Raw genomic sequence first — 21,752 nt, forward strand, 5'->3', positions numbered from 1 at the left:
AGGATTTTAGATTTTAGATTTTGGATTGATTCCACGGATAAATCACGTGGCGGGTACCATCAAGAAATTCTTGGTCATGAGATGGTATACCGGTAATTATAGAAAGCTTTTGAACCATTCATATTTGGCGTTACCATAGGCTGTTCTTGCCACCCATCCGTCGGCACCGCGTCTGGATAGCTAGAATCGCGATCGATCTAATATCTTTGAGCAAATCTTCTTTACTTTTTTCTATTCTTAGGTCGTTCAATGTGGAAAAACTAAAAAAAAAATGGTATTTAAAATATACACTTTTGGCAATGAATTTATTTGTTTGTTTGTTTTTGTTGCCAAGTTACAGCTTTACTAAAACCTCTTGCCCTCGATCACAATCTTGAACTACAATAAAGTACATAAAAAATTAGTCGGATCTAACTGTAGCATATTTTGGGTTAAAGTTAAGATTCGTTTACCCTGAATCTAAAATCTAAAATCTAAAATCTAAAATCGTATGACTGATTATAAAGGCGATCGACAAACCAGCAACTTAGCAGCTATTAACCAACAAATCACTTGGCTTCAGCAACAGCCAGATGGCTTCCTATTTCAACAAAACTCCGGCGACAACTGCATCGCCGTAAAAAAAATAAACTCAGTGCTACTACTGCTCTTAGCAGACAGAGAAACCTTAATCACAAATGTAGCTCAATCTATCCTAGACCTCAACAATCCACTAAATTTAATTTTTCCCTATTCCCGATCCGTGCTGCTAGCATTAGTCTGGAAAACTAACCCAAAAAAAATCTATGTAATCGGATTTGGTGGCGGCACCCTCCCCAGAATTTTCCACCACTATTTCCCTAACGCGATAGTCGAATGTACAGATATTGACCAAAAAATAGTCGAAGTAGCTCAAAAATTTTTTGGCATTCAATTCGACGACAGACTCAAAGTAGTCATTCAAGACGGGCGCGAATATCTAGCCCAACAAGATTCCACAGTAAAAAACGATATAATTATCGTGGATGCTGGTTTTGGCAGCGGCTATATGCCCTATAAATTGGTGACACAAGAATTTTACAAACTGTGCAAAACTCGCTTGTCAAGCGCAGGTGTTCTAGTTGTCCACCTGTTCCACAAACAAGAGTTTAATGCGGCAGCGGTGAAAACGATTCAAACTGTGTTCGCACAAGTTTATATATGCAATTTAGAAACCGGCAACAGCGTTGTCATTGCGACTAATGCTCCCGATTTAGCTAAAAATGAAATTTTCTTGAAAGCCGAACTTATTCAAGATTTCCACAATTTAGGATTTTCCTTAATAGAAATGTCGCTCCAGCTAAAAAAAGTAGCCCAATTTCCGGAATGGGTGAAAATTTGGGAAACGCTGCCAATTTTTACAGATGCTGAAATACCCGCCGGATATTTGGACTGATAAATATACACAATTAGGGCTGTTAAGGGAATCCACAAAAAACTCTAATTGTAGGGTGCTTATGGGGGCACGATCGGGCTGTAGAGTGTTTAGGGGCGCACCATCGCTATGCCTTTAGCAAATCCCAATCACTCAACAGTTGATACTACGAAACTTCGCTCTAAAAAATACTTGACAGTGAAAATCTGGCGGTGTATTATAGAAGTAGTGCAAAAAATGAAAAACATGAGACTAAAAAGTTGGGAGTCTCCTCGCAGCGAGGGTAGAAACTCCAAAGGTAAAGGCGGCTCAGCCAGGGCTCGGCAACTCAAAAAGCAACAGCAAACTCTGCGAAAACAGTTAAAAGCTCAACACGATCGACAAAATCACCCACAAAACCACCAACAAAACCATCAAGGGAAGGAAACCCATAATTCCTTCCCTTTTTTTGTATCTTTCCGCTGCTCAATCCCGCTGAATGTTCGGACAAATCGTGCTAGTAATGCTCGCCTGCGAGGGTTGCTCTTGCCAGCACTTGAGAATGCCTTGCAACTCCCTCTTCAAAGTTTCTAAGGCTGCAATTTGCACGGAAATTTCCTCTACTTTAGCCGTTAGATGCTGCTTCGCTTCAGAACAAGGCAACTCTCCCCGATCGCGAACCTCTAAAATATCCTTAATTTCCTGAAGGCTCAAACCCAGAGTCTGAGATCGTTTAATAAACGCCAACCTGTTGAATACGGTTTCGCCAAACAAGCGATAGCCCGCGGGCGATCGCTCCACCGCAGGAGACAGCAAGCCCATCTCCTCATAGTAACGAACAGTTTTGACCGACAAACCGCTACAGGCAGCTACAGAGCCAATTTTGTACAGTTTCTCGGCAACAGAAATATTCATAAACCAAGCATCCAAGATCGAAAGACTTTCTTGCCCTATCTTTTGGTGCCTCAGATCCAGGGAGTCGATCGGCACATCGCCCAGTCAGCATTGCCCAGTAATCTTAATAAGGAGGATTTTTTTTAGACACATTAAGCACCGGTAACTGAGGTCTAGAAGACTGAGGAGGAAGATAGTATTCGGGAGCAGGTGCGGTTTGTTCGGCTGCAGAGCGGTAAAATTGCCACCAGCGGAGAGCCATCGCCACCCCAGCGGTGCCAAGCCCAAAAGCCAATAAAGAGCCACTCGCACCCATGCTGCCGATGGCTGCATCGACAACGCCCACTGTCACAACAAAGCTGGTAATTGGCTCTTTACGGTAAGCTGACCTCAAAAGTCGCGTCCATGAAGCATTCATTTGGTTTTACTCTGTTCTATATTTATTTACAAGCTGCTATACAAAACTTGGCTAAACTTATCTCAGTTTCACCATTCAACTAGAAGTATTTTCTAGAGGGTCTGATTCCTGCTTCTGCCAAGGGAGTCGGCTCCTACTTGTCCACAGGCGTAAATTCGGGTGTAGCCCACCCTATTTTTTTAGTCAGTACAACTATTCTTTTTGAAGCTTTTAGCCATTGTTGAACCATTATTTTCAACCCATTTAACGAATCGTGGTATCCCGTTCGACCTTGTTATAGGCTGGTCAGTCTTAAATCGACCGTGGTTTACAAACCAGAAAATTTTTGCCTTGGTTTTCGGCATTATCCTGAGAATGTTACATAAAACGGAGCGCCTGTCAATATGGTCGCCATAATTCGCTTGATGGCAAGTTTAATAAAGCATTAAGCGATTAGAGCCATCTCTAAAACTTAGAGTTGGCGGAACGATCGGGATTTCTAGCTCAAAGACTAGCTTCACCTAAATTAATCTTCTCGCCTGTGGGGAATTGTACGGGAGCGAGGCAAAATTGCCAAGCTTGTCAAATCAAAATTCCACCCCATATATACCTCCAAAAGCCAGCTATTGCATTCGGGAACAGAACTCTCTCGGCAGAGAAGTCGCTGGGCTTCTTTCTAATTAATATTTTAATCAATTCCCGAATTTGTCGCGGTCAGCAGAAGCCACACCCGCTGCCGTTCGAGTCAAGACAAAGTGTAAGGCTGACCGCGCCATTGCTAAAATTAGTTGAGACCTAACCAGGACAGCAAGCCCTGGCCTGTGACATACTCGATAATTAAAGTTAGAGAAAAACCGATCATCGCGGCTCGACCGTTAAGGCGTTCCGCGTAGCTGTTGAAGCCAAACTTTGGCTGTTCCAGTTTGGGAGTGACGGTGGGTTGTAGTTGTGTCATTGCTTTGGATACCTGGCGATCGACGCTATTCAAATGTGAAATCCAATGTTAGTTACAAATCTTAAACATTGCTACTTCTATTATAAAGAGGGTTAACCGCCGTCAACCGTCCCCGAAGAGAAAAAACTGCTGCCAACTAATGCCAATTAATTATACCCGCTCAAAATATGACTAATCAGTTAGATAACGATAAGCTTCCTGTCGCCGTACAGCGAGTAGCCTTTGCCCTTCGTACAACAGGCTGGGTTTGCTTCTGGGTACAGTTAGTGCTAGCGGTTGTAGCGGGGATCATTTTGCTCTTTGCCATCCCCTTCGCCCTCCCCAGCACTACCGTCGCTGGGCGTTCAACCAGTGCCGGCACCGGCGGGGGCGTTTTTTTTGCCATTTGCGGGCTAGCCGTACTCGCTTACAGCGTATATCGCTCTTTCCGCTTCACCCGTTTGTCGAGACAACTGCGATCGCCCGGTAACGCAGCGCGCCCCAAAAAAGCAGACACCATCAAAGAGGTGCGGCTGGCACTGATGAGCAACTTGTCAGGAATGATCCTGACGCTGATCGGCGCAGAAGCCATCAGCGGCACGCTTTTAGCGAAATCTCTAGCTCAGCCGCAAGCCTTGTTCGGTGCCGCAGTTGATGTGGGTCGATTTATTCAGCCTCTAGATATATTTGTGGTACTCGCCAATACTCACGCCACAGTTGCCCATTTTGTCGGGATTTTCGGGGCTCTTTGGTTGCTCGATCGCATCCACAAACAATAGTTATTGGGGAGGGGCAACCGATGCCCGATGCCCAATGCCCGATGCCCGATGCCCGATGCCCCACTCTCCCACTCTCCCCCAACCGACATCCGGAATCACTGCCAACCTGTCGAAGAACGTACTCAGATACCTTCTACCAAGACAACATGAATATCATGGCACTGAAACCCGAGGCTTATTTTGGGGTGACAGATCACCCAACTATTGAAATTTCTCAAGAAAGTTTTCGTTCTGTTCTAGGTCAAATAGAAGCTGAACTCCTCTGTAGCGACACCTATAGCCACGCTCTAGCTAGCCTGCAAACAATGTTGGGCGAAGCAGCCTCCGCTGCCGAAATTTTAATTAGAGCAGTTAGCAGAGAAGCCGTCAAGCTCGCATTCGATCGATTTCCCAAACAGAACAAAATTGAAGCGCAAGTAGCCCAAGAGAGTGTTACTGCTGTAAGTCCCGCTATTGAGACGGTGACAGAAATTCAAGAATTGGAGCCACCAGTAACTGCTCCTGTCTTCTATTGGCGCAGCGCTACTGTGGAAGCGCCCCCCCAAACCGAGTCCGACACAGAAGAAAATTCCGATCGAGAAACTAACACTTCTGAAGACAGCAAACAAGCGCCCCAAGACGAAATTAAAGTCGAGTCGGCTCTACCTGCAACTGTCACCGTCCCCGGAAAATTCTTTCCAGGGTTCGGTTTTCCCAAAAAGCCGAAAAAACTCACCAAGGAAGAAGAAGCAGCTTTAGCCGTTCAACAGCGAGAAGAATGCCTGCGGGAGTTGGGTAAAGAATTGCGTAAGGGACGGCAAATTCGCTCCCTATCCCTGCTCCAACTCCACAGTCAAACTCTCGTGCCGCTGCACCACATCGAATCGATCGAAAATGGGGAAATCGACAAACTGCCCCAAGATATTTACGTTAGAGGTTTTATCCGCAGACTAGGCGACGCCTTGGGACTAGACGGCAGCGCTATGGCGAATGCTTTGCCCAAACCCGCTCCGACTCCAATTCCCAGTATGTATGTGTCTGTTTCCGATTCCGACTCAGGCGAAGGCTTTCAAATGCGTCCGGTGCATTTGTACATCGGCTACACCGCTTTGATGGCTGGGGCTGTAGGGGGTTTGGGTTGGCTGTCGCAGCAACCCGTGGTGCCAGGAGCACAGGCAGTACCTCAACCGCAGGTGACACCGCCAGCCTCAGTTGCACCGGCTCAGAAGACCCCAGAAAAAGCACCTCAACCGGGCTTGAAGAAGTCTAAGACCGGGGGAATGATTATGGGCGCTGACATGGCGCCGCCGGAGGTGATTTTTGGTTAGTGTGTGTCGGGCGAGCGATCGTCCGACAACTCTCTTGGCGCAGGTGAACTCGGAAACCCGGTTTCCGAGTTCACCTGCATAGGGATATTTGTTTGAAGAAATAAGTCCCGCAAAGCAAATACGGTTGAGATTGTAGTTCAATCCCCGCTTTTCATCTATCTGTAGACTCAATTCTAAAATCTAAAATCTAAAATCTAAAATCTAAAATCGCCAGCCCGTGTACCCAAAGTGATTTTTCAACTACATCAGGAAACCCGATATGTGCGATAAACTATCTATTTGACCACTCCTCAAAGAGGTTTCTGATAAGATGAGTTCCCCAGCTACCGCTGCTTTCTCCGATCTCGATCCGCTATCGACTCACTCGCCAACAGTCACGAGTTCGGTGGCACCAGACACTGCTTTGGTAACGGCGGCTCAACTGCCACAAGCATCTTGGACAATAGAAGATAGTGAGAAACTCTACCGAATTCAAGGTTGGGGCGAACCGTATTTTTCGATCAATGCAGCCGGTCACGTTACAGTGTCTCCCAAGGGCGATCGCGGCGGTTCCCTGGACTTGTGCGAACTGGTAGAATCCCTAAAACAGCGAAATTTGGCTTTGCCCCTGCTGATTCGATTTTCTGATATTTTGGAAGACCGGATCGAGCGCTTAAATTCGTGTTTTGCCAGAGCGATCGCTCGGTACAACTACAAAAATGTCTATCGCGGTGTCTTTCCAGTTAAATGCAACCAGCACCGACAATTAATTGAAGATTTGGTGCGTTTCGGTCAACCCCATCACTTCGGGCTCGAAGCCGGATCTAAACCGGAATTAATGATAGCTTTGGCGACCTTAAAAAACCCAGGCGCTTTATTAATTTGTAACGGTTACAAAGACCGCGAATACATCGAAACTGCTATTTTGGCGCAGCGACTAGGGCAAACTTCCGTAATTGTGCTGGAGCAAATAGAGGAAGTAGAACTCGCAATCGCCGCAAGCATTGCATTAGGCATTAAACCGATTTTGGGAGTGCGAGCAAAACTCACTACCAAAGGGGTTGGCCGCTGGGGAGGTTCCACGGGCGATCGGGCAAAATTTGGCTTGACAATTCCTGAAATTATGCGTGCAGTCGGCGAACTAGAAAAAGCGGGAATGCTCGGTTGTTTGCAGTTACTGCACTTCCACATCGGCTCTCAAATTTCCTCAATTAGCGTTATCAAAGACGCCATTCGAGAAGCCAGCCACATTTATGTAGAATTAGCTAAATTGGGAGCTAATATGAACTACTTGGACGTAGGCGGTGGCCTCGGCGTTGACTACGACGGGTCTAAAACAAACTTCCACGCTTCCAAAAACTACAATATGCAAAACTACGCTAACGACGTAGTAGCGGGAGTGAAAGATGCCTGCGACGAGCGGAAAATCCCGGTTCCAATTATCATTAGCGAAAGCGGGCGGGCGATCGCTTCTCACCAATCAGTGTTAGTTTTTGACGTACTCGGTACTAGCGATGTCCCCAGAGAAGTACCCGAACCAGTAGACGAAAACGCGCACCAAATTCCGCGCAATCTCTACGAAATTTACCAATCTATCAGTCCCGAAAATTACCAAGAAGTTTATCACGATGCTATCCAATTCAAGGAAGAAGCAGTCAGTTTATTTAACTTAGGCTATTTGGGAATTGCGGAACGGGCGAAAACCGAACAGTTGTACTGGGCTTGCTGCGATAAAATACAGGCGATCGCGCGGCAAAATGAATACGTATCTGACGATTTGGAAGACTTAGAAAAGGTGATGGCGTCCATTTATTACATCAACTTATCTGTTTTCCAGTCAGTACCGGACAGTTGGGCAATTAACCAATTGTTCCCAATTATGCCAATTAACCGACTCGACGAAGAACCAACTCAACGCGGTATTTTAGCCGATCTTACCTGCGACAGCGACGGCAAAATCGACCAATTCATCGATTTGCGAGATGTGAAGTCGGTTTTGGAACTGCATACTCTCAAACCTGGAGAACCTTACTATTTGGCGCTCTTTTTGGGAGGTGCTTATCAAGAAATTATGGGCAACCTTCACAACTTATTCGGCGATGCTAATGCAGTTCATATTCAGCTAACACCTTCTGGCTATCATATCGAACACGTTGTGAAAGGAGACACTATGAAAGAAGTCCTTAGCTACGTACAGTACGATTCAGAAAATTTGGTGGAAAGCATCCGCCGTCAGACAGAAGCAGCTTTGCAGCAAAATAAAATTACTCTTTCCGAGGCCCAACTTTTGCTGCAAAATTATGAGCGGAGTCTCAGCCAATATACTTATCTTCAGTCTTAAAATGTAGGGTGCAACTGACATCTTGCAGCAATATCAATAAGAGGATTTTTCGTGGGATCGGGCGGGTTTATAGAACCTATTTGCAAGCTTTAAGGCTGTTGGCGAACCCGCCCCTAGGGCTAATTGAGAATGGTGCAAGATGTAGGGTGCAACTGAGATGTTGCACCACTGTCAAGAAGCCTTTTATGAACAGGCTTTCCGGCCTGTTCCACAAACAGTAGATTTTCTTGTGGAACAGGCCGGAAAGCCTGTTAAGCGAGAATGGTGGAAGAGGTGAGGTGCAACCTAAGCACATAACCAGAATTGAAAGCTGAGATCGTAAATGTAAAAGTAGGGTGCGCTAGGCGCACCTTACCTTGAGCAATTAGCAATTAGCAATTAGCAATTAGCAATTATCCACCATTACCGAGAATTTCAGATATCGCGCGCCGCTCTTCTCCGTGTTGAGTGGGTAAAACTTGGCGAGCGTCAGTAATCAGCCAATCGAGAGCCGCCGCTTGCAAATCGATCGCAGCCCCGGTTTTATCAACGCAGTAGCGCCCGAACACCAGTTTGTCAACCAACCGCACCTCCGGGCCCAAACGGGAATACTCAAAAATCACGCTGTTTTCCACAGTGGCGCCACTGCAAAGCCAACAATTTGGGCCAATCATTGTCGGGCCGACAATTTTTGCTCCATCCTCAATGATCGTCATCCCCCCTATGTAAACAGGCCCAGTAATATCAACTTTATCCCAGTTAACAGCTACATTCAAACCAGCGTAAATGCCGGGGCGCACTTCAATTCCCGGAATCGAAACATTTTTAACTTGTCCCAGCAGCACGCTCTGAATTGCCCGCCAATAGTCAGGAACTTTGCCGATATCCACCCACTCAAAGTCCATGCTAATTCCGTAAAAAGGCGCGCCTTCTGCTACTAGCTTGGGAAATAACTGCGAACCGATATCGTATTCCTGGCCCGAAGGGATGTATTTGAATATTTCCGGTTCAAAAATATAAATACCAGTGTTAATGTCGGTACTCAGAGCTTCCTCTACAGAAGGTTTTTCTTGGAAATCTTTAATTTTGCCAGACTCGTCTGTTACCACCACTCCGTAACTGGGAACCTCCTCGCGGGGAACCGATTTCATAACAATAGTAGCGATCGCCCCTTTTTCCCGGTGCCACTTCACAGCAGCAGTCAAGTCCAAGTCAATCAAAGCGTCGCCGCACAGCACCACAAAAGTATCGTCAAAAAACGGCGAGAAATCCTGAATTCGTTTCATGCCACCAGCAGAACCGAGAGCCTCTCCAATCAGTTCTCCCTCCTCAATTCGCCCTTCAAAAGAATAGGCAATTTGTACCCCAAACTTTTGACCGTCGCGAAAGTAGTTTTCAATCACGTCGGCCAGGTGGGAAACATTGACCATAATCTGGTCAAATCCGTGCTGGCGGAGCAATTCAACCAAAAACTCCATCACTGGCTTTTGCAGGATGGGAATCATCGGTTTGGGTATTGTCTGAGTAATAGGACGGACGCGAGTGCCTTTACCGGCCGCCAGAATCATCGCTTTCATAAGAAAAACTCGGTAAGTGGGAAACTCAGGGTATGAAAGACCTGAGAGGGAAACGACACGGGCGGTTTCAACCGCCTTTAATCTTTCTGTATCCATTACCGCCTTGGAGTTGCTCGACAGGAGTGTACTTTTGTAATGCACTTTCGGCAGGACAGTTAGCGCCTCAAACCTTGCAACTCTGTACGCATAATGTTTGCTCTTATGGAGCCTCCCTTTCGGGGTAATGTTCGCTTCGACCTGGTTATAAAAGCTTGTTAGACCTGCAACACTGTTTCAGTGACTTTAAAACTGTTTAATTGCAGATGACAGAGCGGAAAACTAGCGTCGCATTCTCCGGTGTCGTGACCTAAATAACGTCTCCTCTTTCGAGGGGTCTGGTCAGAACAGCTTGCAATTTCTTACAAGCTCAGTGGCTTTAGCCCTGAGTTCCTGACTCTTAACTTCCTCAACCCTCTGTTAACTGATATCAACTGAACAATTAGATGCTAGCGGTGGCGATCGTCGAATCGATCGATCACAGCAAAATCCTGACCAGTTTATAGGCGACATCGTACCAGGCTATCAATCATTTATCCCCAATTTACCTAGATTTAAGAAACCAGGAATAGGGAATCACCAAGAACTTCGCACTGCCACTCTCCGCATTCGGGACTCAGCAACAGAATGCCATAGAGCGAGATTCTCCCTGGAATTTTAACCGACGCAGTGGCATAGTTATTAGTTTCGCCCGAGAACCTAATACCCTCTAAGCTCAAAGCGCGCGGATTTTGAGGTCTTGATAAAACTCCTCTTGAAGCAACTCTACTTTAGACTGAGCCGATAGTAGCAACAACGCCCAAAAAATACCTACGCGGTCATGATTTGGCAAGTGAACTTCCCCAGTGGATACCGGGTGTTCTGGGTTGACAGAGGAGTGCAAATCCTTATGATGCCAGAGCTCTAGCAAGTTGTCCAAGTCCAGCCAACCCTCGTCAATTTCCGCGCCCCGCTGAGCCAGAAACCGTTCGAGTTCACTAGCAGTTTCTACGAGATTTTCTTGGTGAGCTAGCTCAAAGATAGCCTGGGCCGCTTGCGATCGCATTTTTGAGGTAGGGCGGCGCCGGGGGGTAACTGTCTGCTGCTCCATTGCTGCTTTCATTAGCTGCAACTGCTCAATCAGTTCTGGGAGAGTCACCGGTCGTTTTTGCGGTAGTTGAGCTACACCGCGACGGCGCAATTGCCGCTCTAAATGCTGCGGCAAGTGTCGCCCGCCTGAGTGCTCTGCGTCTTCTACTGCAGGCTCGTCGGCGTCGGGATTCGCGGGGGGTTCTGAGAGGACGATACTTTCTGCTTTGAGCAAAACCAGCATTGAAGCGTACAAAAACGCTTGGCCGGAGTGGGACAAATCGGAGAAATCCTTACTCTGATCAGTATCGCAGGCGTTCGTAAGCTTGCTCAGACATCGATCGAACACTTCAATTACCTTAACGTCCCAAGGATCAATTTCTCCCCGTTCGGCGAGGTCAATTAAAATTGCGATCCCCTCGGAAATCGTTTCTAAACCATCTTGGTCTCGGGAAACGGCCATTCGATTTTAGATTTTAGATTTTAGATTTTAGATTTTAGATTTTAGATTTTAGATTTTGCCTCGGAGAAAACCAGAGAGCATATCAAATTAATTGGCGGTCATTTCAGCAGCTTTGGCCTCAATGGCTGCTATTTCTAAACTTATCGGTTCTGCACTTTCTAACAAAGGTTGTTGGCCTTCTACTTCGGCTTTATAGCGTTCAAGATTTTGTTCTAATTCCTGAATCCGCTGCTCTTTTTCGCGAACTTGGCGGAGTTGTTGGCGCGAGGCGAGGGTTCGCTGCATTCTCGACCACAGACTGAACAGCCACGCTAGTGTTGCCCCTAATCCTATCGCTACAATTAGTTCTACGCACAGCGGAGCTTTAACTTGGACGCCTTCGATAACTTGAATCACGACTGGCTGTGTATTTTCTATGCTGAATAATACTAGAGCCAAGCAAATCAGAAAGATGAAGAAGAAATTTAGCGATCGCATTTTCTCTGTTCCTAATTCTCAATTCAGGTTAAGCAAATTATTTACCATTTGTCAACTGTTTTTAGGCATATATTCTCAGTGTTTTTATAAAATCTAATCGGGTCAATTAACCATAATATCCGGGGAGGGGCGGGTTGATGGCAGCTCTGAGAGTTGATTGAAGAGATTGGTTAAGCCGCCCCTCTAGGACATATCCTCTTTAGGTTTGACCGATGTTTTGCGGTTTCTTGCCGATTCCCAGCCCTGGCAATATTTGATATTTCAAAGCAATGCCCGCCGCCACAAATAAGGCAATAATCAGCGCCCCAATTCCTACGGGACTGGGAATCCAGAATATCGCCTCCAAATAGTTAACTTCTCCGGGTTTGAGCTTCCAAACTAACTGTTTTCCTTGCTGATAGCTTTCGGGAACCAGCGCACCAGCGACTGTTTCAATACTTTCGGCGCCCCAAGGTGTGTTCAAGCTAAAGTCTAGCTCCAAAAGTCCCCCCGGACTCAGCAGCAGACTGCCATTAGAAGAAAGCAGTGAAAGAGAGCGCAAATCCAATTCCAAACTCAACCGATTTCTCAGCACCAATAACAAATTATTCTGCTTGACATTAAGGTGAGATTCAAACTTCGGCAAATCGGTTTCTAGCCGACTTGAAACCAGAGATTTTGTCGTTGGTGCGATCGGATTGTAAAATTGGTTGAACTTGTCTTGCAACTCGGATCCATTATTGAAAGGAATCGTCACTAGAACTTCTGTGGGGGAAACCCGTTTAGTTTTTCCGTCCAGCAACCTCACCCGGCGTTCTACGCTTTTCAACCATTCTGCAACAGTTTCGCTGCTGAAGCTCGTCAACCTTTCCCCTAGTTTAATGTGCTGCACGATTTCGCCGCGAGTTTGACTCTCAAAGTTGACCCCGACATCGTACTGAACGCATCCAGTCACTAGAGTTAAAAGGCAAAAAACCAAAGGTAAAAGAAAGAAAAAGTGCTTTTTCTTCTTCCCAGTTCCATCCTTGACATTTTGCTCTTTCATTATATATTTTTCCCTATTTTTACCTATTTGCATGAATTAGCAAAGCGTTGAATTGCCGACACTGTTTCTATGTTTGTTTAACTGGTTCCTAGGCTCTGCCTGGGAACCCATGTCCAGACGCTTTGCCTCGCAAGCTTTCATCCAAATTCGAGGCAGAGCCTCATCATCTGTATTACCAGGCAGAGCCTGGTAACGAGTAAAAACGCACTGAACTTATTGCCTCGAAGCTACACCCAACTGTTGAAACAGCATACTTGGCAAATAGGCTGCACCGCCTACCCATTCGGCTTCGCTACTTAAATCTGCCAAATTTTTAAAGGCTTCAAAAATGCTGCCTGCCACCATTGTATTCTTGACGCGACCCACAATTTTGCCTTTTTCTACTTTATAGCCTAAGTCCAAATTGACAGAAAATTCGCCAGCTAACTGATTGGACTGACCGGCACCTAAAACCTGTTCTACTATTAGACCTTCGTCCATGCTAGCAATCAAGTCTTGAGTGGCGGTATTTCCGGGGGAAATGCAAAAGTTAGTCAAATCAGGGCCGGGGCGAGACAATCCGCCACGAAAACCGTTGCCGGTTGATTGTACACCGGCGCGAGCGGCCCACCTGCGATCCCAATAAAATCCGGTGACAGTACCTTTGTCTATCAAGACTTTGCGGGTGGTGGGTGTACCTTCGTCGTCAAAGGGACAAGCAGAAGGGCCTAAAGTGGGGTCTTCAAAAAAGGTAAAGCGTTCGTCAAATAAGGTTTCGCCGATTTTGTCGGCTAGGGGAGAGGCTTTTTGAACTACTGCTTGGCCTGAAAGGATGGTATCAAAGAGGCCACCGAGGGTGCTAGCGGCGGCTCTGGGGGTAAATAATACTGGGTAGGAACCGCTGGTGATGCTGGCTGAATGTTCGGCGAGGCGGTATTTTTCGAGGAGTGATTGGAGGATGCTGTTGGTATCCAGGGGACGATCGCGCGCAACATCGTAACTGTATGCTTGCATAAAGTCTTCTCCCTTTACCAAATTTCCCGCGATCGTCCCGCTGACTATTTGGCTGCTTCTTTCGGCATACACGTCTCGCGTCGTGGCAATTTTGACGCGCCCGCTGCGGACGTGGAAGCCGACATCTACCATAATATCGGGATTGTAGGCGTGAACTTGCTCGATCAGGTTTTTGCCGTTTTCGACTAATTCTTGAGTTGTGGGCGGAGTGTAGGTGGTTTCCGGGCCTTTTAGGTGGAAGTCGGAGGCGAGTTCAAATTCTGCGGGGTCGCCGATTTCGGCTGTTTGAATGGCTGCATCTACTAAATCGTCTATCCGCGTTAAATCTGTGGAACTAGCAAAACCGATTTTGCCGTGCGAAATCAGCCGCAGTGCTACGCCTTGCAGTGCTTTGGTTTGCAGGGATTTGAGGCGATTGTTTTCAAATTCGATGGGGGTGTCTTGACTCGACAGGTAGTATACTTCAGCGGCATCCGCGCGTTGAGATGCCAATTTTAATATCTGTTCTATGGTTGAATCGCTCACAATAATCGCCTTTTTGGTTTGGTCTTTTCTTTATTTTAGCGATTTAGGGTGTTGCCAGAAACCGGGTTTTTTCCCAGAATATCGATACACCACCGAAAAGCTGCGAAAAACCCAGTTTCTTTAGTCGAAGTGCATCCATCAATCCCCAGCCATCTGCTGAACCATAGCAATAATTTCTCTCACTGTCTCCGCGTCGGGCGATCGCAAATGCTGTAAAATCTCCAAAGATTGCTGTAAATAATTCAACTTAGAAACCGGGTTTTTTGTGAATCTGCCGGCTACAGCGAAGTATTTCCATAAAAACCCGGTTTCTCGACACCCGCGCCTAAAACTGAAGAGCATTCCTCTATAATTGTAATTCACACTGTTTAAAAACATAGTTAACTGCTGCAAACAGTCGCTCTAAGTCCTGAATTGTATAGAAAATTTTATTTTGAGTAAACATTTCTAATTTCAGCTTGCCAAACTGCCACATTGCCCCATTAGAAACAATCCCAAAGATAGTTTGTTCCGGTTCATTGTTAAGTCGCTGCACGGCGATCATTTCTGCCAAACACTGCCCCCATCCTTCATCAAATGCGCTCTCTTTCTTGGCTTCAACTAATATGAAATAGGGCTTTTGAAATACTCACCGTGCTGAAGCAGCGGTGATTCTTGACGCTTCATCGGGTGATGCTACCGAAATAGTCTCACTCTCCCTCTGCGTCCGTTTAGAGTCGTGGCGATTCCCCATCCCGACTTTCTCTATATTCCTCGAAGCGTTTTGATCTCTATCCTGCTCAGTACCGCAACTAACACAAAGCACTGAACGAATAGACAAATCAATCTTGCCCCATTTAAAACCACAATCCGCACAAACTTGGCTAGTAGGTTCCCATCTACTAATTACTTGAAACTCTCTACCAAACTTTTCAGATTTAGCCTCACAGAGAGTCCTAAATTCTCGCCATCCTTGCTGACTAATTGCCCGTGAAAGTTTCCGGTTTTTTACCATTCCCGATACATTGAGGTCTTCCCAAATAATCACTTGGTTTTCCTTGACTACTTTAGTTGACAATTTGTGCAGGAAATCTTTCCGGGTATCGGCAATTTTATTGTGCAACTTAGCAATTTTAATTCGGGTTACGTTTCTCCTTTTAGAGTCTTTTGGTTGACGAGCTAATTGGCGCTGGAGTTTGCGAATTTTCCGGTCTAATTTTTGGTAGCTAGGGCTTTCAGCTTTTTCTCCATTGCTCATTGCTGCAAAAGTTTTTATTCCTAAATCAATTCCGATACTTTGGTTTTTGGCATCAGAGTGAACGGGTTGAACTTCTACTACAAAACTTAGGAAATAACGATTTGCACAATCTTTGATTACTGTGACTGAGCTAGCTTCAGATGGAAGTTCTCTTGACCAGATTGGCTTGACAATACCAATCTTGGCTAAATACACACCGCCATTCTTAAAAGAAAAGCCTCCAATCCGAAATCTGGCAGACTGGCTATTTGTTCTTTTCTTGAACTTAGGATAACCCACTTTACGACCCTTTCGCTTCCCTTTACAGGAATCGAAGAAGTTCTTGAAAGCTGTTTCTAAATCCGCTACAGACTGCTGTAGAGGGATATTAGAAACTTCGCTCAGCCAAACTCTTTCTTCGGTGTTTTTTGCTTGGGTTATTATGATTTTTTGCAGCTCAGATGAACTTGCCTTTTTTTCAGACTGCTTGCAGAGGGCTAGACTATCGTTCCAAACCACCCGGACGCAGCCAAACAGCCGAGCCAAGCTCTGCTTTTGTTCGGTCGTCGGATAAAATCTGTACTTGAATCTCGCCTTCATGGTTATATTGAATGTTGGTCTGTAGGTTTAATTATATATTGGTTGACAAGCAATGACAACAGTTTACCGTCGGGAACGCCATTCTGTTACAGAACTTAAAATATATTTGGTCTGTATAACAAAATATCGTCGGTCTGTATTCACGAGCGAAAGTCTTGATTTGATTGAAAAGTCGTTTCGAGATGTAGCCCAAAAAATGAACTTTCAAGTGCTAGAGTTCAACGGGGAAGCCGATCACGTTCATGCGCTGATCGAGTATCCGCCTAAATTATCTATTTCTCAAATAGTTAATGCACTCAAAGGTGTTTCTAGTCGTCGCTACGGACAGGCTGGATACAAAAAACCCCACAAAGAAGCTTTATGGAGTCCTAGTTATTTTGCGGTTTCCGTAGGTGGCGCACCTCTAGAAGTATTGAAGGAATACATTAGAAACCAAGAAAAGCCGTCCTAAAAGGACGGGGCTTGTATCCCAGTTTCTTGGTCAAAAACTACTGTGCCGAGGGGGGAGCGCTTCGCCAATATATAATCTGGAATTCCTGACAGATTATCATTATAGACTAAGGTTTGGTGACTCCAGAGGAGAAAATTACTGCGATAATTTTTCCAAACTTCTTTTAATACAGGATAAATGATATTTTCACAAATGGCGATTTCCGAGTTGTCAAATACTCCCTCATTGAAAATCAATTCTAATTCATTCCGAAAAACTTCGCTGACTGCAAATTCTGTTTCGACAATGAAATTCTCCCGTAGGCAATTAATTTGGAATTCTTTGGCGACCGCGCTGATACTTTTATAATTGCTAAAAGGCATTGCTTAACTTCTCTCAGGGCTTATGCAAGCAATGGTTTGATATCATCATGTCGGATCGATTGACTATAATATAGCGACCAGGGCGGGTTTTTGAGATTGTCAATTATTGGCGAGTATTGTTGGTGAACCCGCCCCTACCATATTGGGTAATCGACCGCATATGAAATTAAACAAATGATTAATAACTAAGAAATAATCCGCCTAAAATTAGCCCGATCGCAATTAACGCCACCCAGATAAACCTATTATCTTTCGTATTAACCTGACTCAAATCTACAGGCTCTGGTACGACTGGCTTGGGTTTAGCGTACTTGATATCAGCGTTCGGATTGGATTGAAAACTGATTGATTGATTTTCATCTAAAGCTGCCAAATCAGGGATTTTCACCATCCATTCAGGAGGGATAGTGAGTTTGGGAGCTTCGAGAATGAACAGCAAGCGCTTTGCTTGCTGGCGGGTTTCTTGGCGGGGATGGCGGGTGAGCTTGCGGCAAAGCTCGATCGCCCTTTCTGTATTGCCAGAGGCTTCGTAGGCTGTCACTAGCCACATCTGCACCTCGCCGCCCAACCGGGAATTTCGATCGACTAAACCGGTAGCTGTTTCTAAACTCTGCACAGCTTGAGCATACCGGCCACTCTCAAAAGCTACTTGCCCAGCTTGGTACTCAGTTTGAACAATTTCTAACTTTTCTGAAGTCACGAGCACCCACCCAATTCACAAATATTACTTCCCAAATTCCCCAAACGCTAGAATTCGCTGTTGTGTTGCGACATACCCGACTCGTTGTCGCGTTTGGAACCCAGCAAGTCTAAATGGTCTACCTTAATTACAGGCTTCGAGCGATTTGAACCGGTATTGCGGTCTTGCCAGCGATCGAACTTTAAAGAGCCTGTTACGCCAATTAGAGAGCCTTTGCGAACGTAGTCAGCAGCAATCTGCGCTGTTTTGCCCCAGATTTCCAGATTGAACCAGTCTGGTTGATCGCTGTTCTTAGTTCTGCGGTTCACTGCCAGCGTCAAACTACACTTAACTGTACCCGACTCAAAATACTTTACGTCCGGGTCGCCGCCGACGCGGCCTACTAAAGTTACAACATTAAGACTCATAAACTTTTTTGGGAATGTGGTCGATCGGTGATGTAGTTAAACAGTCCACACGCGCCTTAGCCTCCAAACTGAACTTGGAACAGCGCTTGTGAGGCTTCATCCTGATTGTACACCCAGTTAGGAGAACATATTGATGGTGGATGATTGGCAAGTCTGCGCTCAACCTGAGCTCGACAATGTACATTTCTGACTAGACTCAGGATGAAAAACGTAATAGAATCCACCTCGGTTACACTTTTGTAACAACATTATTGCACACAATAGTATTTTAGTTTTTGGGGGGGGTACGAATCAGTGGGTCTTCTCAATCGATTTTCGTTATCTAGAGATATGGGTATCGACCTCGGTACTGCTAACACGCTCGTTTATGTATCGGGCAAAGGTATTGTTCTGCAGGAACCTTCTGTAGTGGCGATCGACCAAGAGTTAAAAATACCGCTGGCTGTTGGAGAAGAAGCTAAAAAAATGCTCGGCCGCACGCCAGGGAATGTCATAGCACTGCGCCCGCTTCGCGACGGGGTAATTGCAGACTTCGATACGGCCGAACTAATGCTCAAGACTTTTATCCGCAGGGTTCACGAAGGCCGAAGCTTAGTTTCGCCGCGGATAATTATTGGCATCCCCAGCGGTGTCACGGGAGTTGAGAGGCGTGCTGTCATTGAGGCGGCGACTCAGGCTGGTGCTAGAGAAGTACGGTTAATTGATGAACCCATCGCGGCGGCGATCGGGGCTGGACTGCCTGTTGCTGAGGCGACTGGCAATATGATTATAGATATAGGCGGAGGTACTACGGAAGTTGCGGTTTTGAGTTTGCAAGGTACGGTGATCAGTGAGTCTGTGCGGGTAGCCGGCGACGAACTCAATGAGGCGATCGTCCAATACATGAAAAAAGTTCACAATTTGGTCATCGGCGAACGCACTGCTGAAGAAATTAAGATTCAGGTTGGTTCTGCATATCCAACTCCAGAGGATGACGATGTAATGATGGAAGTGCGGGGCTTGCACTTACTGTCGGGTTTGCCGCGAACTGTTACTATCAAGGGCCCAGAAATTCGCGAAAGTATGTCGGAACCGCTTTCAGTAATTGTGGAAGCTGTCAAGCGTACATTGGAACGCACCCCGCCGGAATTAGCGGCAGATATTATTGACAGGGGAATTATGCTGGCTGGTGGTGGCGCGCTGATGAAAGGTTTAGATACTCTGATCAGTCACGAAACAGGAATTGTCACTCACGTGGCCGCCGATCCGCTGTGCTGCGTGGTTTTGGGAACTGGTAGAGTATTGGAAAACAAACAGTTGGAACGGGTTTTCAGCGGGCAGTCGTCGCGTAATATGTAGTTAACAAATTTGGGATTGTGGATTTAGAAATACGGCTGCAATCTCAAATCTAAAATCCTGACTTAACAATTTTAGATTAGTGAAATTATGCTAAAAAATACATTCCGAAAGTGGTGGGATCTGCGGCTGCAAATAGCTCTTTTAGGTTTAGCTGTAACTGCCGCTTGGGGAGTTCGACAAACACAAGGTGCGGCAGTATTTGAAGTTTACAATTGGGTGACTCGTCCGTTTCACGCCAACGGCTCTGGACAAGAGGAACTCATCTCGGCGCGAACTCAAGAATTGCAAGCCCAACTATTAGAAGCAGAGACTCAAAATCAAAAGCTAAAAGAGCTTTTAGGTTACGTTTCTGCTAAGAAACCTAAAGGGATTGTAGCTCCTATTGTTGGTCGCAGCGCCGACCACTGGTGGCAGCAAGTAACCTTGGGGCGCGGCAGTAATGATGGCATTAAAACAGATTTTACTGTGATGAGTCCCGGCGGTTTAGTAGGCAGAGTAGTCAGCGTTACTCCTAATACTAGCTTGGTGCTGTTAGTCAGCGACGCTACGAGTCAATTGGGTGTGGGAATTACCCGCAGTCGTCACATGGGTTTTATGCGCGGGAAAGGCGGAAATCAGGCGGTGATGGAGTTTTTTGAGAATGTTCCCAATGTCAAGCCTGGGGATGTGGTTTCAACTTCTTCTTACAGTCAGTTGTTCCCTCCTGGTTTGCCGGTGGGAAAAGTGGTTTCGGTGGATATGAATAAAACTCCGGCTCCAGAGGCTGTGGTTGAGTTTTCTGCACCGATGAATGCTCTGGAGTGGGCGGTGGTTTACCCCCACTCTAAGCAAGCCGAACCGAAGGATTCGCAGAGTCAATCTTCTGCACCATCTGAGGGAGCACAGCAACAATGAAAGCTTTATCTCGGATGTCTTCGCGATCGCGCCCATTTCTTAACTTCGCAGTTACATTTCTATCTGTGATGCTGTGCATACTGATATTGCCCACTCGGATGCCGGGAATGGAATTGTTGGGAATTGGGCCTAACTGGCTGTTAATTTGGTTGGTAGCTTGGAGTATTAAGCGGAAACGTACAGTTTGGGGAGCCGCTAGCATGGGCTTGGTTTTGGGGTTCCTTCAAGATGCGATGACGGCTCCTCATCCCAGCCACGCTGTCAGTCTAGTTGTTGTAGGAGTCTTAACAGTTGTTTTGCAGAAAACCTGGTCGATTCCGGTAGATATTGTTGAGAGAGATCCGATTCCGATCGCGTTAATTGTGTTTGGGATGGCGGTGGTAGCGGAAACGGTGATGGGACTGCAATTTTTTTCTATGGGCGATCGGGCTTTACTGGAAATTTGGAGCTATCACCAGCGAGTGGCTTTGTGTTCTGCTATTCTTAGCAGTCTTTGGGCTCCGGTGATTTATTTTCCGCTCAATCGCTTGTGGGAAATGACCAGGAATTTAGAAAAATCTTAGTCAGTCATCAGTCATTAGTCATTAGTCATTCGTTAACAGTCATTAGTCATTCGTTAACAGTCATCAGTCATTAGTCATTAGTCATTCGTTAACAGTCATTAGTCATTCGTTAACAGTCAACAGTCAACAGTCATTAGTCATTCGTTAACAGTTAACCGTTAACAGTCAACAGTCATTAGTCATTCGTTAACTGTAGTCATTCTACTATTACTTGTTGCGCCGAACCTAATAAGTGATGAACGGCAATAATCAAATCGCTGAGAATGAAATTAGGCTGGTGCTTTTGCAGTTGATATCGGCTGCGAATTCCGCAGGTAACGGCAATTGTAGGTATTCCCAATGCTTTTCCTGCGAGGATGTCTGCTTCTGTATCTCCGATCATCCAAGCCGAACCCAGCGATGACTCAAATTCTTGTGCCACTTCAGCCAACAATTCAGTTTTTAAGGCTGTATAGTTGTGATAGGCCGCATCCGCCATCTGAGTTCCGCGAATGCTGGTAAACAGTCTGGCTAAACCGTAATTTTGTAACAGTTGAACGGCTTGATTTCTCGGCCGCAGGGTGACTAAAATCAGCCGCACGCCGCGGGAGTGCAGAAGTCCGATCGCCCATTGCACTCCCGGCTGGATGCGATCTAAGTGCAACAAGTCTGGCTGATTGACAATTTGACTGACGCATCCTAAAAAAACGTTAATTTCTTCTCCCGACAAGCCGGAACTTTTGGCTATTTCAGCATCGGGCACGCGGTTTTGCTTCATTTGCCAAAATTGCTGTTTGCTGAGGATTTGAAGGTTGAGGTTGATTCCCCGATCGAGATAAGCTGCTTGAGTATCGGCCAATCCCTGTTGATAGGTGGCATAGTAGCGATCGGAAACATCGACTATGGGCCCGTCTAAATCGCAAAATACCGTCATCCGGGGGGACGAGTCAGCCTCTGATGGTAGGTTGTACTGAAGGTTTTCCGAGTCTTGGGCGACAGCAGTTAACATAAAACGTTAAGTAAATCTAGGGAGTTATACATTTCTTGACTGTAGCAAAAAATGTATAAGTTATAATACATAAATTTTAATGCTTTTA

The 21,752-nt window shown here is 45.9% G+C and carries 23 protein-coding genes; 8 read left to right on the forward strand and 15 right to left on the reverse strand.

Going from position 1 to position 21,752, the window contains the following annotated elements:
* Positions 1 to 490: 490 nt before the first annotated feature.
* On the forward strand, positions 491 to 1,414 hold the full coding sequence (locus QT984_RS19080) for a fused MFS/spermidine synthase (RefSeq protein WP_333374665.1): 924 nt from the start codon (positions 491 to 493) through the stop codon (positions 1,412 to 1,414).
* A 444-nt stretch (positions 1,415 to 1,858) separates the two neighbouring features.
* On the opposite strand, the gene QT984_RS19085 is transcribed toward QT984_RS19080, so the two are convergent.
* The 3 genes from QT984_RS19085 to QT984_RS19095 form a co-directional block, all read right to left on the reverse strand.
* Complete coding sequence (locus QT984_RS19085; protein WP_333053428.1) at positions 1,859 to 2,287, reverse strand: heavy metal-responsive transcriptional regulator; 429 nt, start codon at positions 2,285 to 2,287, stop codon at positions 1,859 to 1,861.
* 103 nt (positions 2,288 to 2,390) lie between these two features.
* Positions 2,391 to 2,684, reverse strand: coding sequence for a hypothetical protein (locus QT984_RS19090; RefSeq protein ID WP_333053429.1), 294 nt, complete (start codon positions 2,682 to 2,684; stop codon positions 2,391 to 2,393).
* A gap of 763 nt (positions 2,685 to 3,447) precedes the next feature.
* Positions 3,448 to 3,618, reverse strand: a complete 171-nt coding sequence (locus QT984_RS19095) for a hypothetical protein (protein ID WP_172186391.1) — start codon at positions 3,616 to 3,618, stop codon at positions 3,448 to 3,450.
* Between the two features lie 167 nt (positions 3,619 to 3,785).
* On the opposite strand from QT984_RS19095, the gene QT984_RS19100 reads away from it, so the two are divergent.
* The 3 genes from QT984_RS19100 to speA all read left to right on the forward strand — a co-directional run bounded on the left by QT984_RS19100 (position 3,786) and on the right by speA (position 8,003).
* Positions 3,786 to 4,376: a DUF3611 family protein gene (locus tag QT984_RS19100; RefSeq protein WP_333053430.1), complete on the forward strand. Its 591-nt coding sequence runs from the start codon at positions 3,786 to 3,788 to the stop codon at positions 4,374 to 4,376.
* A gap of 155 nt (positions 4,377 to 4,531) precedes the next feature.
* Positions 4,532 to 5,683: a helix-turn-helix domain-containing protein gene (locus QT984_RS19105; protein WP_333053431.1), complete on the forward strand. Its 1,152-nt coding sequence runs from the start codon at positions 4,532 to 4,534 to the stop codon at positions 5,681 to 5,683.
* 310 nt (positions 5,684 to 5,993) lie between these two features.
* Positions 5,994 to 8,003, forward strand: a complete 2,010-nt coding sequence (gene speA / locus QT984_RS19110; protein WP_333231378.1) for a biosynthetic arginine decarboxylase — start codon at positions 5,994 to 5,996, stop codon at positions 8,001 to 8,003.
* 392 nt (positions 8,004 to 8,395) lie between these two features.
* Here speA and QT984_RS19115 read toward each other — a convergent pair whose 3' ends face one another.
* The 8 genes from QT984_RS19115 to QT984_RS19150 form a co-directional block, all read right to left on the reverse strand.
* Positions 8,396 to 9,559 (reverse strand): NDP-sugar synthase, encoded by a 1,164-nt coding sequence (locus tag QT984_RS19115; RefSeq protein WP_333053433.1) that lies wholly within the window; start codon positions 9,557 to 9,559, stop codon positions 8,396 to 8,398.
* A gap of 751 nt (positions 9,560 to 10,310) precedes the next feature.
* Positions 10,311 to 11,126 carry a segregation/condensation protein A gene (locus tag QT984_RS19120; RefSeq protein ID WP_333053434.1) on the reverse strand — a complete coding sequence of 272 codons (816 nt, stop codon included), beginning with the start codon at positions 11,124 to 11,126 and terminating at the stop codon, positions 10,311 to 10,313.
* Between the two features lie 87 nt (positions 11,127 to 11,213).
* Entirely contained in the window at positions 11,214 to 11,603 is a 390-nt protein-coding gene (locus QT984_RS19125; protein ID WP_333211675.1) for a LapA family protein, read from the reverse strand.
* Positions 11,604 to 11,802: 199 nt separating this feature from the next.
* Positions 11,803 to 12,627: a DUF3153 domain-containing protein gene (locus tag QT984_RS19130; protein WP_333053436.1), complete on the reverse strand. Its 825-nt coding sequence runs from the start codon at positions 12,625 to 12,627 to the stop codon at positions 11,803 to 11,805.
* Between the two features lie 213 nt (positions 12,628 to 12,840).
* Positions 12,841 to 14,145, reverse strand: coding sequence for a metallopeptidase TldD-related protein (locus tag QT984_RS19135; RefSeq protein WP_333339915.1), 1,305 nt, complete (start codon positions 14,143 to 14,145; stop codon positions 12,841 to 12,843).
* A 138-nt stretch (positions 14,146 to 14,283) separates the two neighbouring features.
* Positions 14,284 to 14,487 (reverse strand): hypothetical protein, encoded by a 204-nt coding sequence (locus QT984_RS19140; protein ID WP_333260250.1) that lies wholly within the window; start codon positions 14,485 to 14,487, stop codon positions 14,284 to 14,286.
* A gap of 4 nt (positions 14,488 to 14,491) precedes the next feature.
* Positions 14,492 to 14,698 carry a hypothetical protein gene (locus QT984_RS19145; RefSeq protein WP_333260253.1) on the reverse strand — a complete coding sequence of 69 codons (207 nt, stop codon included), beginning with the start codon at positions 14,696 to 14,698 and terminating at the stop codon, positions 14,492 to 14,494.
* A gap of 75 nt (positions 14,699 to 14,773) precedes the next feature.
* Complete coding sequence (locus tag QT984_RS19150) at positions 14,774 to 15,961, reverse strand: transposase (RefSeq protein WP_333053440.1); 1,188 nt, start codon at positions 15,959 to 15,961, stop codon at positions 14,774 to 14,776.
* Between the two features lie 52 nt (positions 15,962 to 16,013).
* On the opposite strand from QT984_RS19150, the gene tnpA reads away from it, so the two are divergent.
* A complete protein-coding gene (tnpA, locus tag QT984_RS19155; RefSeq protein ID WP_333053441.1) occupies positions 16,014 to 16,412 on the forward strand; it encodes an IS200/IS605 family transposase in 399 nt (132 codons plus the stop codon).
* Here the strand turns inward: tnpA and QT984_RS19160 are convergent.
* From QT984_RS19160 to QT984_RS19170, 3 genes are all read right to left on the reverse strand, one after another.
* Complete coding sequence (locus tag QT984_RS19160; protein WP_333053442.1) at positions 16,409 to 16,774, reverse strand: hypothetical protein; 366 nt, start codon at positions 16,772 to 16,774, stop codon at positions 16,409 to 16,411. The genes tnpA and QT984_RS19160 overlap by 4 nt on opposite strands.
* Positions 16,775 to 16,952: 178 nt before the next feature.
* A complete protein-coding gene (locus QT984_RS19165) occupies positions 16,953 to 17,474 on the reverse strand; it encodes a tetratricopeptide repeat protein (protein WP_333211668.1) in 522 nt (173 codons plus the stop codon).
* Positions 17,475 to 17,521: 47 nt separating this feature from the next.
* Positions 17,522 to 17,881, reverse strand: a complete 360-nt coding sequence (locus tag QT984_RS19170) for a single-stranded DNA-binding protein (RefSeq protein ID WP_190663675.1) — start codon at positions 17,879 to 17,881, stop codon at positions 17,522 to 17,524.
* Positions 17,882 to 18,211: 330 nt separating this feature from the next.
* Here QT984_RS19170 and QT984_RS19175 point away from each other — a divergent pair, with 330 nt between their 5' ends.
* The 3 genes from QT984_RS19175 (at position 18,212) to mreD (ending at position 20,676) form a co-directional block, all read left to right on the forward strand.
* The gene (locus QT984_RS19175; protein WP_333053445.1) at positions 18,212 to 19,219 is read left to right on the forward strand and encodes a rod shape-determining protein; all 1,008 of its coding nucleotides are present in this window, start codon (positions 18,212 to 18,214) and stop codon (positions 19,217 to 19,219) included.
* An 87-nt stretch (positions 19,220 to 19,306) separates the two neighbouring features.
* Positions 19,307 to 20,113 carry a rod shape-determining protein MreC gene (gene mreC / locus QT984_RS19180; protein WP_333053446.1) on the forward strand — a complete coding sequence of 269 codons (807 nt, stop codon included), beginning with the start codon at positions 19,307 to 19,309 and terminating at the stop codon, positions 20,111 to 20,113.
* On the forward strand, positions 20,110 to 20,676 hold the full coding sequence (gene mreD / locus QT984_RS19185; protein ID WP_333053448.1) for a rod shape-determining protein MreD: 567 nt from the start codon (positions 20,110 to 20,112) through the stop codon (positions 20,674 to 20,676). The genes mreC and mreD overlap by 4 nt, the downstream gene beginning before the upstream one ends.
* A 196-nt stretch (positions 20,677 to 20,872) precedes the next feature.
* Here mreD and QT984_RS19190 read toward each other — a convergent pair whose 3' ends face one another.
* Positions 20,873 to 21,664, reverse strand: a complete 792-nt coding sequence (locus QT984_RS19190; protein ID WP_333053449.1) for an HAD family hydrolase — start codon at positions 21,662 to 21,664, stop codon at positions 20,873 to 20,875.
* Positions 21,665 to 21,752 lie beyond the last annotated feature (88 nt).

This window comes from Microcoleus sp. Z1_B2 (assembly GCF_036700325.1).
Taxonomy (GTDB): domain Bacteria; phylum Cyanobacteriota; class Cyanobacteriia; order Cyanobacteriales; family Microcoleaceae; genus Microcoleus.